The organism is Prolixibacteraceae bacterium, assembly GCA_019856515.1.
Taxonomy (GTDB): domain Bacteria; phylum Bacteroidota; class Bacteroidia; order Bacteroidales; family Prolixibacteraceae; genus Halosquirtibacter; species Halosquirtibacter xylanolyticus.
The window spans coordinates 2,902,037-2,919,758 of record CP082230.1; the positions used below are offsets into that span (position 1 = coordinate 2,902,037).

Here is a 17,722-nt window from a genome sequence, read left to right on the forward strand (position 1 = left end):
ATTATTCCCCCATCTCTTCTTTAATCCAATCGTATCCTTTCTCTTCTAGTTCTAATGCCAACTCTTTTCCTGCAGTCTTCACAATACGACCTTTATACAAGATATGTACATAATCAGGAACGATGTAGTCAAGAAGACGCTGGTAGTGAGTTACAACGATGGTAGCATTATCTTTCGTCTTAAGTGCATTCACACCATTGGCAACCACTCGCAATGCATCAATATCGAGACCTGAATCTGTTTCATCTAGGATAGATAGTTTTGGCTGCAACATAGCCATCTGAAAGATCTCATTCTTTTTCTTCTCTCCTCCAGAAAAACCTTCGTTTACAGAACGGTTAGTTAGAGTCGAATCGATATGAACTAAATCTTTCTTCTCTCGCATCATCTTCAAGAAATCACCAGCCTTCAAAGGTGGCAAACTACGATATTTACGATGCTCGTTTACTGCCGTCTTTAAGAAGTTAACCATACTCACACCTGGAATCTCTACCGGATATTGGAAACTAAGAAACAGGCCCTCTCTTGACCTATCCTCTGGCGAAAGATCCAATAGATCTTTTCCTCCAAAATCAACAGATCCACCGATAATCTCATATTTGTCATTTCCAGACAAAACATTAGCCAATGTTGATTTACCTGCACCATTTGGTCCCATAATGGCGTGTACCTCTCCAGGTTTAACTTCTAGATTTAGACCATTTAATATCTGTTTTCCTTCTACCGAAGCTTGAAGGTCTTTTATTTTTAGCATAACTCTTTTCTCTTTTTTACTTCAACATTTTCTTTAGCCTACACTACCTTCTAAACTAATCTCAAGAAGACGTTGTGCTTCAACAGCGAATTCCATTGGTAGTTTATTAATCACCTCTTTGGCATATCCATTTACGATCATACCAATTGCGTCTTCCGTGGAAATTCCACGTTGGTTACAATAAAAGATTTGATCTTCTCCAATTTTTGAAGTGGTAGCTTCATGTTCTACAACCGCAGTATTGTTTGCCACTTCAACGTATGGGAAAGTATGCGCTCCACATTGGTTACCCAATAGTAAAGAATCACATTGCGAGAAATTTCTTGCATTATTTGCCTTCTTTCCTACTTTAACCAATCCTCTATATGCATTGCTTGATTTTCCTGCAGAGATACCTTTAGATACAATTGTACTCTTTGAGTTCTTTCCAATATGTATCATTTTGGTACCAGTATCTGCTTGCTGGTAATTATTGGTCAATGCTACGGAGTTAAATTCAGCAACCGTATCATCTCCTATCAATACACAACTTGGATATTTCCATGTTACAGCCGATCCTGTTTCCACCTGATTCCAAAGAAGCTTTGATCTATTTCCTTTACAGATACCTCTTTTGGTAACAAAGTTAAAGATTCCACCTTTTCCATTCTTATCTCCAGGATACCAGTTTTGAACCGTACTATATTTAACTTCAGCTCCTGCCTCAGCAATAATCTCCACAATAGCAGCGTGAAGTTGATTCTCATCTCTCTGAGGAGCGGTACACCCCTCCAAATACGAAACATACGAATCATCCTCTGCAACAATCAAAGTACGTTCAAACTGCCCAGTATTTGATGCATTAATACGGAAATATGTAGATAGCTCCATAGGACACCTTACCCCTTTAGGGATGTAACAGAATGACCCATCACTAAAAACGGCTGAATTTAATGCCGCAAAATAGTTGTCCGTATAAGGGACCGCTTTACCTAGGTATTTTTGTATTAGGTCTGGATGTTCTAAAACGGCTTCACTAAAAGAACAAAATATTATTCCTTTCTCTGAAAGCGTCTCTTTAAAAGTCGTTTTCACCGATACACTATCGATAACAGCATCGACAGCAACTCCGGTGAGTTGCTTCTGTTCTTGCAAAGGTATCCCTAATTTGTCAAAAGTGGCCAAAAGCTCTGGATCCACTTCATCCAAGCTCTCATATTTAGGTGTACTCTTTGGTGCAGCGTAGTAAATTATATCTTGAAAGTCTATCTCTGGTATGTTAAGATGAGCCCATTTAGGCATCTCCATCTTCTGCCAATAACGATATGCCTTCAATCGAAAATCCAACATAAACTTCGGCTCTTTCTTCTTTGAAGAGATAAGGCGAATCACATCTTCATTAAGGCCTTTCGCAATTGTCTCCGTCTCAATATCTGAGACAAAACCATATTGATATTCCCTCTGCGTAACTTCGTTAAGTAACTTATCTTGATCTCCCATCTTGATTCCTTAATTTTTTATCTAAAAAACATCTTTTTTAGACTTTTAATTATCTGGCTTAATGCCTCAGCAAACCACCTCTCTCTCGCAGGCAATATCACGTTAACTGAGTTATTCAGACTGATTTAAAATTAATTGCAAAGATAACAAACAAATCTTACTTTTGCATCAGAAAAGTTATAAATCATACCAATAGGTCTTAAAAAACTGTGATCCTTATGAGCAATCAAAAAACGGAGTTATCCGAGCTTGGAGAATTTGGTCTAATTAAACATTTGACCAATAAAATCGAGATAAAGAACGACAGTACCATTAAAGGCGTTGGTGACGACTGTGCAGTTCTTAATTACCCAAAGAATAAGATAGTTGTAACCACAGATATGCTTACAGAGGGGATTCATTTCAACCTAATGTATGTCCCATTGAAGCATCTAGGATACAAAGCAATTACAGTGAACCTTTCTGATGTTTATGCAATGAATGCTAAACCAAAACAGGTGACTGTATCCCTTGCATTATCGTCTAAATTCTCTTTAGAGGCGATAGAGCAACTCTATCAGGGTATACACTTAGCATGTCAAAGATATGGGGTAGATCTTGTTGGTGGAGACACCACTTCTTCTCTTACAGGACTGACCATTTCAGTCACAGCTATTGGAGAAGTAGAAGAGGATAAAGTAGTTTACAGAACAGGAGCAAAACCTGGCAATCTTCTATGTGTTTCAGGTGATCTTGGAGGGGCTTACATGGGGCTTCAACTATTAGAAAGAGAGAACGAAGTTTTCAAAGTTGATCCTAACATGCAACCAGAATTCAAAGAGTTTGACTACCTCTTAGAGCGCCAGTTAAAACCTGAACCTCGAATGGATATTATTAAGATGTTTGAAGACTACGAAATCTGTCCAACATCAATGATCGATATTTCAGATGGACTTTCATCTGAAGTCCTTCACCTTTGTGAACAATCTGAAGTGGGATGTAGGGTTTACGAAGATAAGATCCCGTATCATCCAAACACACAAGATCTAGCACAAGAGATGAATATGAATCCTATTGTAGCTGCATTAAATGGAGGGGAAGACTATGAACTACTTTTCACCATGGACATAAAAGACTATGACAAGATCAAAAACAACCCTTCAATCTCCGTACTAGGTCATATTACAGAGAAAGAAGAAGGAGCAAACCTTGTTACTGCTGGAATGGGCAAATTCATTCCTCTTGAAGCACAAGGGTGGAATCCAATGATGAACAAGAGAGACACAGAATAAAAAAAAAGGAGCTCAATGAGCTCCTTTCTTTATTCTTATATTGTACTTATACAATAAGCTTATATCCTTTTCCGTGAACATTAATAATTTCAACACTAGGCTCCTGCTTTAAGTGCTTACGTAGTTTTGTGATATAAACATCCATGCTACGTGCGTTGAAATAATTATCATCAACCCAAATAGTCTTCAATGCAAAATTACGTTCAAGAACTTTATTCGCATTAACACACAATAGACGTAAAAGATCAGATTCCTTTGTTGTCAATTTAGTCACTTCCTCACTCAACTGATTTGTCAGTGTCTGTTTACGTGAATCAAAACTAAGGTTTCCTAACTTAAATACTGTTTGTGCAGACTCTTGGTTCTCTTGAGAGATACGTCTTAAGATAGCTTCAATACGGAAAATTAACTCTTCCATACTAAATGGCTTCGTCATATAATCGTCAGCACCAATCTTAAACCCTTCAAGAACATCCTCTTTAAGATTTTTCGCTGTCAAGAAAATAATTGGAATATCCGCATTTACCATACGAATATCTTTTGCTAACGAGAAACCATCTTTCTTTGGCATCATCACATCAAAAATACAAAGACTATATTTGCTCTTCATAAAACCGTGATATGCTGCCTCGCCATCTTCAAATAAATCTGTATCGTACCCCTTGGCTACAAGATACTCTTTAAGCAATAGACCTAAATTTTCGTCATCCTCTGCTAGTAAAATGCGTGTCTTTTGTTCCATAATCATATTCTATTTTTTTGCCGGTAGATAAATCTTAAACGTTGTCCCTTTCCCCAAAACACTTTCTACTTTTATAGTACCTGAATGTTCGTGTACTACTTTCTGAACATAACTAAGGCCTAAACCAAAACCTTTTACATCATGTACATTACCTGTTGGGACTCTATAAAAACGATCAAAAATCTGCTTTACATGTTCTTTAGCAATTCCTATGCCAAAATCTTTGATCTCAACAACAATATTGTTATCAACATTGTAAGTTCGAACTTCAATTTTTGATATTCCCCCACTATATTTACATGCATTATCTAATAAATTAAATATCACATTAGAGAAATGAACCTCGTCAGCTTTGACCCGATCAAAAGTCGCTTGCAAATCAACATCCAATGATCCTTCCTCTTTATTAAAACGGAAACCAAAATTCTCTGTTACTTGATAAACAATATCATTTACTTTTAGTTCATTAAAAATTAACTTTAATTTACCTTCATTAAAAACAGCCATCTGCAAAACCTTTTCCACTTGATGACTTAGGCGCTTACTTTCATCGAAAATAACCTTCGAGATATGACCAACAGAAGACTTTGAATGCTCAAAACTGGTGTCTTTCAACATTTGAGAAGCCAAAGAAATTGTCGATATCGGGGTTTTTAACTCATGGGTCATATTATTAATAAAATCATTCTTTATTTGTGACACCTTCTTCTGCCGAAGAATCACATTTAAAGTCAGTATAAAAACCAATAGAACGATAGAGGTAAGTAAAATAGATGGTAGTATAAATTTTCCGATCTGGTTCCGAATATAATCAACCTTATCCGGAAAATAGATGGCCAATACATATGCCTTCGGATGAATATCTCCTGGAAATAACATGATGGTCTCTTCTCCATAACCTTTACTATTATACCCTTCAGATCTCCACACATAACTGTTATAGCCAGTGTAGCGTGTTTTTATCGCACATAAGAACTTGGCATGAATACCATTATTATGTAACTCCTGATAAATGATCGAACGTAGAATAGTAGTGTCGATACGATCCAATATAGGACGATCCTCTAGTTGTAACCTTCGATTCATGTCCAGTTTAGAAACACTACTCGAATCTAATGCCTGTAACCAATGCTCTTTGCTGGGATTTAAATCGGGATCTTCATAGCGTAGGGTATCCAAAATCACAATCTTACTTGAGTCTGCCATCATGATTACAGACTCAAAGGTCTCCAGCGACTCGAAAGACAAGCTCTTTTTGATCTCATCATTCTCTAATCGCCTAACAACATTGACTAGAGTACTATTAACCAGATTATGGAAATACCCCTCCTTTAGCTCTACATTACTTCTCACAGACATAAACTGGACTAGTATAAGTAGAACTACCACTACGGCCATTACACCACCTAATATGTATACAAACCTTTTATTCATGACATGTTAAAGATACATGTTAAATCTTTCATGATTAAGATTTGAAACATGATTTAACTTTAAAATGCGCCAATAAGACATTATTTTACACCAATTTGTGTCATAAGCAGAACTATTTGATACTTATTCACAAAAAAACAACGTCAACTGTTTGCGTTTCTAAACAAAACGTATAATTTCGCAGCTGAAAACGTGGTTAATAGGTTTTATTTTTGGGGTTAACTAAGTTTTTCACAAGGTGAATTTAGGTTTTGGTTAAAAAGGCGGGATTACCCGCCTTTTTTATTTTTATATGTTCTTGGAATTCATCTTTTCATAAGCATTCTTTGCAGCATGCTGCTGTGCTTCTTTCTTCGAAAAACCTCTTCCATTACCTCGCTTTTGTCCATCTATTTTTACGACTGCAACAAATGGTGGAAGGCCTGTTTGTTGTCTAGGCTCTTCTCGGGTTTCGAACTCTACAGAGACTTTATTTTTTTGTCCCCACTCGATAAGCTGGCTCTTGAAATTTGTGTTAACCTCCTGTACCTCATCAATATTGACATACTTTCGGATAATATTTTGCACGATTACTCTTTGGGTAATCTCATAGCCTTTATCCAAATAAAGTGCTCCAATAAGTGCTTCAAAAGCGTCCCCATAAATATGGCTCGTTTCATTCTTTGAATTAGTGGTCGATTCAACATATCGATCCAATCCCGTCTGAAACGTTAGCTTTGTTAAAAAAGAGCGATTCACTAACTTAGATCGCATCTGAGTTAGAAAACCCTCATCTTTATTGGGAAATCTCTTAAATAAATAGTCGGCAACTACCGCCCCTAAAATCGCATCGCCTAGATATTCTAGTCGCTCATTATTTACAGGGAACCCTCTTAAATCTGTCTTTGATGCAGATTTGTGTATGAAGGCCATATCGTAAAATCGTAACTTGCCGGGAGTCACACCTAACACAGATTTCAAAAACAAGTAAAACTCTTTCCTAGGAGAAGAAAAGAGTTTTACCCTATGTATTAACGTTTTGATCACTGTTAATTCATTTTTTTGAATATTAAAGTCGCATTGTGACCTCCAAATCCAAAAGTGTTACTCAAGAATGCATTTACCTCACGCTCTTTCGCCTGATTGAATGTAAAATCAATATTTGGATCCACTTCTGGATCTAATTCAAATTGGTTGATTGTTGGAGGAACAATGTTATTTTGCATTGCTAAAATTCCAGCAATTGCTTCTACTGCTCCCGCAGCTCCTAATAAGTGACCTGTCATCGATTTGGTAGAACTGATGCTAACATCATAAATCTTATCACCAAATACTTCTTTGATCGCCTTAGGTTCCGCGATATCTCCTAATCCTGTAGATGTTCCATGAACGTTGATATAATCTATATCATTTACACTCATATTAGCATCTTCTAGGGCTAAACGCATACATAATGCAGCTCCACCTCCATTTGGATCTGGGGCAGTCATATGATATGCATCTGCACTCATACCAACACCTGCTACTTCAGCATAGATCTTAGCACCACGTGCAACAGCGTGCTCATACTCTTCAAGAATAAGTGCAGCACCACCTTCGCTCATCACAAAACCATCACGATCCTTATCAAAAGGACGAGAGGCGGTTTTAGGATCATCGTTACGTGTTGAGATTGCTCTCATTGCATTAAATCCACCGATACCAGCTTTATTAATTGCTGCCTCAGAACCACCTGCAATCAACACATCGGCTTTACCCAAACGGATAAGGTTCGCTGCATCATAAATTGCATGAGATGAAGAAGCACAAGCTGTAACAGTTGTTAAGTTTGGTCCTCTAAAACCATATTTGATTGAAATATTACCACAAGCAATATTTGCAATCATCTTAGGAATAAAGAAAGGAGAGAATTTTGGAGACTCTGGTCTCGAATTGAATGCGGTCACTTCATTATAAAAAGTGTCCAAACCTCCAATACCAGCACCCCAGATAATTCCGGCTCTATCCTTATTAACGTTTTCTAAATCAAGACCACTGTCCTCGATTGCCTGATCAGAAGCGATGTAAGCGAATTGTGCATACAAATCGTGCTTACGTACCTCTTTACGGTCAAGATAATCCGTTGGATTATAGTCCTTAACCTCACAAGCAAAATGAGTTTTGAACTTTGAAGAATCAAATCTGGTAATGGGACCAGCACCACTGACCCCATTTTTTAATCCTTCCCAGTATTCTTCAATGCTCTTTCCGAGTGGGTTGATTGTTCCTAGTCCAGTGACTACTACTCGTTTCAATTCCATACCGGAAGAAATCCTTTATATGTATAAATTACTTCTTAGCTTCTTCAATGTGAGAAATCGCTTCACCTACTGTACCGATCTTTTCAGCTTGATCGTCTGCGATCTCAATATCGAATTCTTTTTCGAATTCCATGATCAACTCAACAGTATCTAAAGAGTCAGCTCCAAGATCGTTTGTGAATGAAGCTTCTAGTGTTACTTCGCTTTCGTCAACACCCAATTTTTCTACGATAATTTCTTTTACTTTTGCTGAAATGTCAGACATAACTGTAAATTTTAAATGATTAAATTTGAATGAAATATTTTCTACGATACAAAGTAATAAAGAATCGGTTTTAATTTCAAAGCTTTTTATCTGAATTATATCGTTTGGAGAGGCATTCAGTGCAAAGTCGATCCTTTTTCGAAAATATGGGTCAAAAAGTCCACATTATTTACACCCCAAAACCTTAATAATGAAACAAATATCAATATTCGCCTCTGGAACGGGATCTAATGCTAAAAATATAATTGAGTATTTTAGGAATGATCCCAACACAAACATTAACTTAATTATTTGCAATAATGAGAATGCGGGAGTCCTTGACATCGCCAGCCAAGAGGATATACCCGTGATACTCATTAAAAGAAGTGAACTTGAAAGTCCATCGAACTTAATCACCATTTTAAAAAATCGAAAAATTGACTTAATTGTTCTTGCTGGATTTCTTCTTAAAATACCTTCAGTGCTCACAACAACTTTTCCTATTATTAATATACACCCTGCACTGCTACCTAAATATGGTGGAAAAGGAATGTATGGAAAACATGTTCATCAAGCAGTTCTTGAAAATAGAGATAAAGTTAGTGGGATAACAATTCACCATGTAAATGAAGTCTACGACAAAGGGGAGATACTTCTACAAAAAGAGGTAGAGATTGAAAACCTTGAAACAGCTCAATCGCTACAAGAAAAGATACATAAATTGGAACATCACTACTACCCTTTAGTCATAAAGGAAATCCTCGAGCAAATGTAACACCCATTGAATTATGAAATGAGCCATAAAACCTGTCGATGGTAGTTTGTCTAGACAAGGCATTAAATTAGAAAGACACCTCTCCCTTCGTGGTCAAACATAACGATGCATGAGCAACTAGAAGACATAAGAATGTAGCCCACCTTACGATTCAATGAGTATAGTAGACAAAAGAGCCTTCTTTCACTATTGAAAGAAGGCTCTTTTGTCTACTATATATTTGGTATACTATCCCTCAACAGAAGGCGTAGACGAAACTTTAATATCATTTGCAACTATAGTATCATTTAACACTACAGGAACCTCTAATAGGTTCTTTAAACTGTCAGCCACATGCTCAAAAGCAACCATATTCGCTTTCTTAACAGGTGCAACAGGAGGTGCTTTTAATTTCAATGGGTCCATCGCTTTTCCATTTCTAAAAACTCTGAAATCTAGATGAGGACCAGTAGCCAAACCTGTCGATCCAACGAAACCAATAAGATCTCCTTGACGAACACGCTTACCAACAACCATTCCTTTAGCAAAGTTATGTAGATGCATGTAGGTCGTGGTATAAACTGAATTATGCTTAATCTTCAAATACTTTCCACCACCTCTCTTCTGATAACCTCTCTTAATGATCACCCCATCACCAATGGTATGAACAGGTGTACCTGTTGCTGCAGCATAATCAATACCTAAATGAGGACGACGATAACGTAATACAGGATGAAGTCGACTGTAAGAGAACTTCGAACTAATACGTGAATATTTTAATGGAGCCTTAAGGAAAGCTTTCTTCAAACTGTTCCCCTTATGATCAAAATAAGAAACAACACTATCCTGTGCAAAACGATATGCATCATAAGGCTCTCCTCGATGAACAAAATTTGCAGCATAAACAGCTCCTACGCCGATAGATTCACCATCAACATATAGCTCATCATAGATCACATTAAATGTGTCTCCTTTTTGAATTCCAAAGAAGTCAATCGTCCAAGCAAAAATATCAGACAGCGGTATCGAGAGTTGTACATTAATATTGTTGTCAACCATTGCATTCCAAAGAGAAGAAGTAATGACACCTTTTCTATGTTTTAGTTTACGCTCAATGACTTTCTGTCCTTTTTCAATAGACAATGAATCCCTGAAATCATAACAAACATAATCTGTATTGTCTATCTCATACACAAAAAATGCAGCCCTATTCAAGCTATCTTTCGTGCTGAAAATAGTATACTTATTTCCTCTTCTAATCTTTCTGACATCGAAAACAGACTTTGAACTTTTAGCCAACCTATCGATCATCTGATAATTAATGCCATATTTCAATAGTATATCCGCTAAAAACTCATTCTTTTTCACCTCAGAACTTTGAACATTAAAAGAGTCGATGGGGATACCATACAATAACTCAGGTTCAGGCTCAGGTAAAGAGTCCACAACTGCAACTTCCTGTGGAAGATCATATTCCGTGAATTTATCGCCACGAAAATAGAACCAAAGCACTACAGTTGATATTAATATTACTACTAGGGATATTATTAGAGGTCTATTCTTTTTCATCTCAATTATTATTCTGTCATTTTTGGAATGACGAAGTTAACGATCGTAAATCACTTATGCAAAAATACAATTTGACCATAACAAACATGGCAAAAAACTACAAATCAACATCATAACAAACATTCATCACCTGAAATATTATATCAGGATGGTTTAAAACACTTTTCAAACAAAAACTTTAACACAACAATAACCTTTCTGATTATCCACACACCACAATATATCACGGCATAAATAACCATTGAATGATTTGCCATGACCATGATAAAATAAGAAAAAGGGCACTCTTTGCTCTTCAAAGAATGCCCTTTTTTAATATGTAGTAAGTAACCATTAAACAGAAACTACTGTCTCACAGCCTTTATATCACGCCCAAAAGCAGTAATAATTAACCCAACGATCTTACCATCCTTTTTATCCAATGTGATCTTCGCAAAGTTATCAACAGTCACAAAATGATCTTCATCTAAAGGAATTAAAAATTGAGCCACTCGCCTTGATTTCACCTCAAAAAATAACTTCCCATCTTTTATAGTGATCGTAGCATTAGCTCGCAACATCTTTACCATATACTCTCCTGTAATTGAAGATAAATCACTAACCTTCTTATATCTATCCTCTACCGATGGATAATAGTTATTCCAAACATCAAAATCTGGCATATCATCATTCACAACAATACTTAATACTTTATCTGCATTCGGGATCAACTCGTCTAAAACATTGCGATCATCCTTCCATACCGAAATATTATGACTTGTATAATATGGCTTTAACTCACTCTGATCTGTATAATTTACTGTAATAGATACTCCTAATGGTCGACTCCCAACTTTATTCACTTTTAGAACTCCGTTTTCAAAAGATTCCACCGCTAAATCGGCTGACCCCATCTCAAAAAACCAAGGTTTCCATATCCAAGAAAGATCTTCTCCTGACATCTTCTCAAAAAAGAAAAAATAATCATACGGAGTAGGTGACTTCTTTGCCCATGTTTCAACATACTTTTTATATATACCTTTAAACTTTGCGTCACCTAAATATTCAAAAAGAAGATGATTCACGTAACCCGGTAAAAGATACATCTGATAATCTGTTGAATTTGACACATTCACATCGTAATTGAGATACCCTTTACTAAAACCAGCACAGACTTTTATATCCTCACTAACATTATTCATCTCTTTTTTAAATCTGGAAGCGATGCTTGCTCCACCTCTCATCCTAAATACGCGAGGAAATCGCTCTTTCATTAACATCGTATTTGTAAAGAAAGCAAAACCTTCATCCATCCATGCAAAGCGTCGCTCATTCGTTCGAACATACATAGGTAAATAAGAATGAAATAACTCATGCATTAAAACACCTGTGTTAATTGAACCAACATTGGTAATCATTGGAAACTCCATACCCCCCATATCACTTAAGCCCAGAAAACTATTATATGTTGGGTAGGGGTAGGGAACACCTGGCATCTCCTCGGAGAAGAACTTCATGGCAGTTTGAAGGACCTCTACGCCATCACCTAAAACCCTTCGTTTATCTTTATAATAGGCATTGTTAATTAACACCCTTCTATCATTGATTTGTTGTGAAGCGGCATCCCATAGAAAATGATCACTCATAGCAAAAGCAAAATCAGAAATATCATCTGCCTTAAACGTCCATGTTGTTGACTTCATTTTAAGATCCTTTAAATCATTTTTTGTCACAACATGAACCACCTTGTCCGATCTCTTTGCTTTCGTATATCTTTCATATATCTTATCCGAAAACACCTCTTTAGCATTTTCCATAGTACCTGTAGACCAAACAAGAAAGTTATCAGGAACAGTAATATTTACATTAAAATCAGCTAAATTATTATAAAACTCCGAATCAAAAGTATACTGCAGCTGATCCCAGCCATAGACATCATCATATACAGATATTTGTGGATACCAGCCACCAACAAAAAATGAAGAATCATCAAGATAACCTTGCCTTATTGTTGATTTAGGAATCTGATGATCCCATTTAAATGAAATATCTAAATCACTATTTGGAAGCAATGGTTCTTCCAATTGAATAATCAGATTTGTACCATTCACATGGAACAGACGACTATCTTCTATATTGACCGTTTTACCAGAAATAACACACTCCTTGATATTCATACCATTTGTCGTACCATCTAATGGAAGAGGAATATTATGAGCAGCACCTTTTTTAAAAGCATTTTGATATAGTCGTACAACTATTTGATTCAAAACATCAGGACTATTATTCGTAAAAACAATTGACTCTGATCCTTTTAACATCTTCGTTCCAGGAACCACCTCCACATGAATATCATACTTCACATGGTTTTGCCAATAATTCTCCCCTGGTATTCCTTCTTTAGATCTTGTTCCTTTCTCATATGCATTACGGAAATTCTTTCCAACAAATAGATTACTCTGTCCATAAGAAGCAAACGCTGTCGCAATTACACAAAATACAATTAATAGATTTCTCATTATTGACCTTAAATAAATTAATATTACCAACCTATTGGTCCTAAAAGAAATAACTTAATTACACCAGTTAACTTGTTTTAATAATTAAACGTATACTCTCCTTCATTCAAGTCATTTACACATAAGTCCACTCCGTAATGGATCACACACATTTGATTAAACACCACACTATTAGTCTGTAAGAAATTGGAAAGATAAAAAACATGGCCTTATATGAAAATATACCACCACAATTGTCACTTTAAATATAGATGTAGGATAAACATGAACAACAACCAAAAGAGGCGTTATATCACTCCTTCAATAGAGTTAAATAACGCCTCTTTACTTCTTAATAATGTAAATTAAAATTACATCCGAAAATGCCCTAATATTTCAATACATCAAAACCATCCCCATAAACTCCCATCACACTATTTTGAGAGATAAAGGCATTGGGATCGATCTCTTTAATCTTTCTAAAGATTGGAGCAGCTTCTCGTTTACGAATCACCGTCATGATCATCTTGACATTACGTTTCGTGTACCAACCGGTCCCATCAAAAACAGTCAACCCTCTGTTCGTTTCATGGTTAATAAAATCTGCAAGTTCTTCATATTTCTCAGAAAAGATAAACATCTGTACCGATTGTTTGGCTCCATTCAGATAGGCATCGATAGCATAAGACACCACCCACATGGAGACATAACCATATACCATCTTATCAAGGGTGTGAAATACGAAATAGGATGAACCTATAATCACCACATCACAGAGTAAAATCACCTTACCTGGACTGATATTACGATATTTGTTCACCATCATCGCGATGATATCTGTTCCTCCACTTGAACCGCCTTCATTAAAAACAATTCCCAACCCAAGGCCACATAACAAACCTCCAAGAATGGTATTTAAGAACATATCATCCACAATAGCCGTCGTAATATACTGCTGCATCAAACTAAGAAACAGGGACATCATTGTCAACCCATACAACGTTTTGACACCAAAACTTGCACCTAGACTTCGTATGGCCATCACAATCAACAAACTATTGATCAAAAAATAGGCATAACCTGTCTTTATTCCAGTGACAAAATATATCACTGTAGCGATTCCAGTGACACCTCCTCCAATAATTTTGGAAGGAATAAGAAATGCTGTGACACCAAAAGAGTACATCAATAATCCAACAGTCATGATCAGATATGATCTGAACTGTCCAACGAACTTTTGTTTCATTTAAGGTTAAAAGTTTAAAGGATGACTCTCGTCTCCTTTCGATAAAATAATCATAAAAACTAACGCTACAAATCTCTCTTTATCAACTACATTTAAAGTTGATAACATATTCATACCAATTCTGTTTTGAAATGATCAATAAATTATTGTGATTTTATCTTGTTTAGACAAGGCTAAAAATTGAAGCATAGCTTTTACTACGATGATATTCTCAAACGAAGTATAAGCAAAGATAGAATCCAAAAATAATGAACATTCCGATATAGTATTGGTATCCAAAACATTGCCTTGCAATGATATGATTTTTATCTTAAAAATAAAATTCCGGCGAAAATAGATCTAAAAAAACAGGTGTTTTATGACAAAACACCTGTTTTTTGTTAGAATATCTATTATGGGCTACTTTAAAACAATGTTAATTATCTTCTTAGGAACCACAATTGTTTTCACAATACTCTTACCCTCAATCCATTTCTGTGCAGCCTCATGTGCTAATGCAGCTTCCACCACACTATCTTTATCCATATCTACTGGCAAAGCTATTTTAAATCGCATCTTACCATTAAATGACACTGGATACTCAAAGCTATCTTCGATCAAGTACTTCTCTTCAAAAACAGGAAATCCACTCTTTGTAATAGAGGTATCATGTCCCATAGCAAACCACAACTCCTCAGAGATATGTGGAGCAAACGGTGCCAACAACTGGATAAATGGCTCCAATATTGCACGCTTGTTACACTTCAATGAAGTCAACTCATTCACACAGATCATAAAGGCTGATATCGATGTGTTGAAAGAGAATTTTTCAATATCACTTTCAATCTTCTTTATCGTCTTATGTAACACCTTTAGCTCATCAGCCGTAGGAGCCTCTTCTGAAACCATAAAGTTGTTATTCACATCATGACACAAACGCCAAACTTTACGAAGGAACTTATGCACCCCATCAATACCATTGGTATCCCATGGTTTAGATGCCTCTAATGGCCCCAAGAACATCTCATACAAACGAAGTGTATCTGCACCATAATCGGCAACGATATCATCAGGATTAACCACATTAAACATTGATTTAGACATCTTCTCAACTGCCCATCCACAACGATATTTATCCTGTTCAAGGATAAACTCTGCATCAGCATATTCTGGCATCCACTGCTTGAAAGCATCTTGATCTAACACATCATTATGAACGATGTTCACATCCACATGAATCTCCGTAGTATCATAACCGTCTTTCAACCCAAGCGATACAAACTGATTGGTTCCTTTCACTCTATACACAAAGTTAGAGCGTCCCTGAATCATACCTTGATTGATTAACTTCTTGAATGGCTCATCTTTTACCACTTCATTGATGTCAAACAAAAACTTATTCCAAAAGCGAGAATAGATCAAGTGACCCGTAGCATGCTCTGTTCCTCCAATATAAAGATCAACATCTTGCCAATACTCATCCGCTTCTTTCGAAACCAAAGCATTGTCATTTTGTGGATCCATATAACGTAGATAATACGCCGAAGAACCAGCAAAACCAGGCATCGTGTTCAATTCAATAGGGTAACCATCTTTCGAAACCCACCCTTTAGCACGTCCCAATGGTGGATCACCATCTTCCGTAGGAAGATATTTGTCTACCTCTGGAAGAAGTAATGGAAGTTCGTCCATATCTATCATGGTAGGAACCCCATCCTTATAACATACAGGGAATGGCTCTCCCCAATATCTTTGACGAGAGAATATTGCATCTCTCAATCTATAGTTAATCTTACGTTTTCCAATCTTGTTGGTATCCATCAGTTCAATGATCTCCAGAATCGCATCCTTTACGTTCTTACCTGTAAAGTCACCTGAATTCATTAAAATACCATCTTTCGAATCATACGACTCTTCCCATGTCGAAGGATCAGTAACCTCTTCTCCAGCTTTGGAAACCACCTGTACTATCGGAAGATCGAAATGTTTTGCAAAAGCAAAATCTCGGCTATCATGCGCTGGCACAGCCATAATCGCTCCCGTACCATAACCTGCCAATACATAATCAGAAATATAGATAGGTATCTCCTCGTTGGTCAAAGGGTTAATCGCATATGAACCAGTGAAAACACCACTTACGCGTTTCACCTCAGTCATACGTTCACGCTCTGTACGCTTCTTTGTCTCCTCAACATAAGCTTCGACAGCCTCTTTCTGATCCGTAGTAGTCACTTGTACTACATAATCACTCTCTGGTGCCAATACCATAAATGAGACACCAAAAATGGTATCAGGACGAGTGGTAAAAATCTCCAAATCAAGATCTTGTCCCTTTACACTGAAAAGTGCTTCAGCTCCTTCAGAACGACCAATCCAATTCTTTTGAATTTCAGTCAATGACTCACTCCAATCCACTTGATCTAAACCGTCCAACAAACGTTGTGCATATGCAGAAACACGCAACGACCACTGCTTCATCTTCTTCTGTACCACAGGATATCCACCACGAACCGATAAACCTTCTTTTACCTCATCGTTAGCCAATACCGTACCAAGCTCCGCACACCAATTCACCATCGTGTCAGCCAAATAAGCCAAACGATAGTTCATCAATACATCCGACTTCTCTTTCTCATTAAAAGCCAACCATTGTGCTGCGGTAAACTCAAGCTCTTCACTCTCATCCGCCGTATGGTTTGCACTACCATGCTGCTCAAAATAAGCGATCAAATCAGCGATAGGCATCGCCTTTTGTGCCACTATATCAAAATAGTGTTCAAACATTTGAATAAAAGCCCACTGAGTCCATTTGTAATATTTAGGATCACAGGTCTTGATCTCTCTATCCCAATCGTATGAGAAACCAATCTTATCTAGCTGTTCGCGATATCTTTCAAGGTTCTTTTCAGTAGTAATAGCAGGGTGTTGTCCTGTCTGGATAGCATACTGCTCCGCAGGAAGTCCATACGCATCATACCCCATTGGGTGAAGTACGTTAAAACCTTTGAGGGTCTTATATCGACTATAAATATCTGATGCAATATACCCTAGCGGGTGTCCAACATGCAGTCCAGCTCCCGATGGGTAAGGAAACATGTCTAGCACATAGTATTTTGGCTTACTTGAATCGATATCAACCTTATAGGTCTTCTCAGTAGCCCAATACTTCTGCCACTTCTGTTCTATTTCGCGAAAATTATAATCCATTTTACTACAAATCGTTACTACGTTGATTGAATAAGATGCGAATTTACAAAAAAAGACTTGAGGATTAAAACCTTATCTTCAAATAGCATCCTCTTCTTTCAAGATATATATCTTATTCACCATTACACCTTCTCTCCGCATATCAGAGCTTCTTAAAAAATTCAAGAGTCATAATACTTGTCGCATTAAAAATCAAATAGAGTAACTCTAGGAAGCCTCTCTCCTCTGAATAACAACCTACACACCCCTGCCTTCTTTGAAATGCTATTCGAAGAACACACGAAGTT

13 protein-coding genes are annotated in these 17,722 nt (G+C 36.8%); 2 read left to right on the forward strand and 11 right to left on the reverse strand.

All coding sequences use genetic code 11. The annotated features are described in order from the left end of the window. Nucleotide 1: 1 nt before the first annotated feature. Both sufC and sufB read right to left on the reverse strand, forming a co-directional pair. Complete coding sequence (gene sufC, locus K5X82_10475; GenBank protein QZT35741.1) at nucleotides 2–754, reverse strand: Fe-S cluster assembly ATPase SufC; 753 nt, start codon at nucleotides 752–754, stop codon at nucleotides 2–4. 33 nt (nucleotides 755–787) lie between these two features. Beyond that, nucleotides 788–2,233: a Fe-S cluster assembly protein SufB gene (sufB, locus tag K5X82_10480; protein QZT35742.1), complete on the reverse strand. Its 1,446-nt coding sequence runs from the start codon at nucleotides 2,231–2,233 to the stop codon at nucleotides 788–790. 218 nt (nucleotides 2,234–2,451) lie between these two features. Between sufB and thiL the strand changes: the two genes are divergently transcribed. Further along, nucleotides 2,452–3,504, forward strand: coding sequence for a thiamine-phosphate kinase (gene thiL / locus K5X82_10485; GenBank protein ID QZT35743.1), 1,053 nt, complete (start codon nucleotides 2,452–2,454; stop codon nucleotides 3,502–3,504). Between the two features lie 46 nt (nucleotides 3,505–3,550). Here the strand turns inward: thiL and K5X82_10490 are convergent, their stop codons facing one another. The 5 genes from K5X82_10490 to K5X82_10510 all read right to left on the reverse strand — a co-directional run bounded on the left by K5X82_10490 (nucleotide 3,551) and on the right by K5X82_10510 (nucleotide 8,224). Then, the gene (locus K5X82_10490) at nucleotides 3,551–4,246 is read right to left on the reverse strand and encodes a response regulator transcription factor (protein QZT35744.1); all 696 of its coding nucleotides are present in this window, start codon (nucleotides 4,244–4,246) and stop codon (nucleotides 3,551–3,553) included. A 9-nt stretch (nucleotides 4,247–4,255) separates the two neighbouring features. Then, nucleotides 4,256–5,680, reverse strand: coding sequence for a HAMP domain-containing histidine kinase (locus tag K5X82_10495; protein QZT35745.1), 1,425 nt, complete (start codon nucleotides 5,678–5,680; stop codon nucleotides 4,256–4,258). Nucleotides 5,681–5,968: 288 nt separating this feature from the next. After that, nucleotides 5,969–6,592 (reverse strand): ribonuclease III, encoded by a 624-nt coding sequence (gene rnc, locus K5X82_10500; GenBank protein ID QZT35746.1) that lies wholly within the window; start codon nucleotides 6,590–6,592, stop codon nucleotides 5,969–5,971. Between the two features lie 116 nt (nucleotides 6,593–6,708). Continuing rightward, nucleotides 6,709–7,959, reverse strand: a complete 1,251-nt coding sequence (fabF, locus tag K5X82_10505; GenBank protein QZT35747.1) for a beta-ketoacyl-ACP synthase II — start codon at nucleotides 7,957–7,959, stop codon at nucleotides 6,709–6,711. A 28-nt stretch (nucleotides 7,960–7,987) separates the two neighbouring features. After that, complete coding sequence (locus tag K5X82_10510; GenBank protein QZT35748.1) at nucleotides 7,988–8,224, reverse strand: acyl carrier protein; 237 nt, start codon at nucleotides 8,222–8,224, stop codon at nucleotides 7,988–7,990. Between the two features lie 190 nt (nucleotides 8,225–8,414). Between K5X82_10510 and K5X82_10515 the strand changes: the two genes are divergently transcribed. After that, on the forward strand, nucleotides 8,415–8,978 hold the full coding sequence (locus K5X82_10515) for a phosphoribosylglycinamide formyltransferase (protein ID QZT35749.1): 564 nt from the start codon (nucleotides 8,415–8,417) through the stop codon (nucleotides 8,976–8,978). 228 nt (nucleotides 8,979–9,206) lie between these two features. Here K5X82_10515 and K5X82_10520 read toward each other — a convergent pair whose 3' ends face one another. The 4 genes from K5X82_10520 to leuS all read right to left on the reverse strand — a co-directional run bounded on the left by K5X82_10520 (nucleotide 9,207) and on the right by leuS (nucleotide 17,435). After that, on the reverse strand, nucleotides 9,207–10,526 hold the full coding sequence (locus K5X82_10520) for a peptidoglycan DD-metalloendopeptidase family protein (GenBank protein ID QZT35750.1): 1,320 nt from the start codon (nucleotides 10,524–10,526) through the stop codon (nucleotides 9,207–9,209). Nucleotides 10,527–10,870: 344 nt separating this feature from the next. Continuing rightward, nucleotides 10,871–13,024: a M1 family metallopeptidase gene (locus tag K5X82_10525; protein ID QZT35751.1), complete on the reverse strand. Its 2,154-nt coding sequence runs from the start codon at nucleotides 13,022–13,024 to the stop codon at nucleotides 10,871–10,873. A gap of 367 nt (nucleotides 13,025–13,391) precedes the next feature. Continuing rightward, nucleotides 13,392–14,249 carry a YitT family protein gene (locus K5X82_10530; GenBank protein QZT35752.1) on the reverse strand — a complete coding sequence of 286 codons (858 nt, stop codon included), beginning with the start codon at nucleotides 14,247–14,249 and terminating at the stop codon, nucleotides 13,392–13,394. A 399-nt stretch (nucleotides 14,250–14,648) separates the two neighbouring features. Next, nucleotides 14,649–17,435 (reverse strand): leucine--tRNA ligase, encoded by a 2,787-nt coding sequence (gene leuS, locus K5X82_10535; protein QZT35753.1) that lies wholly within the window; start codon nucleotides 17,433–17,435, stop codon nucleotides 14,649–14,651. Nucleotides 17,436–17,722 lie beyond the last annotated feature (287 nt).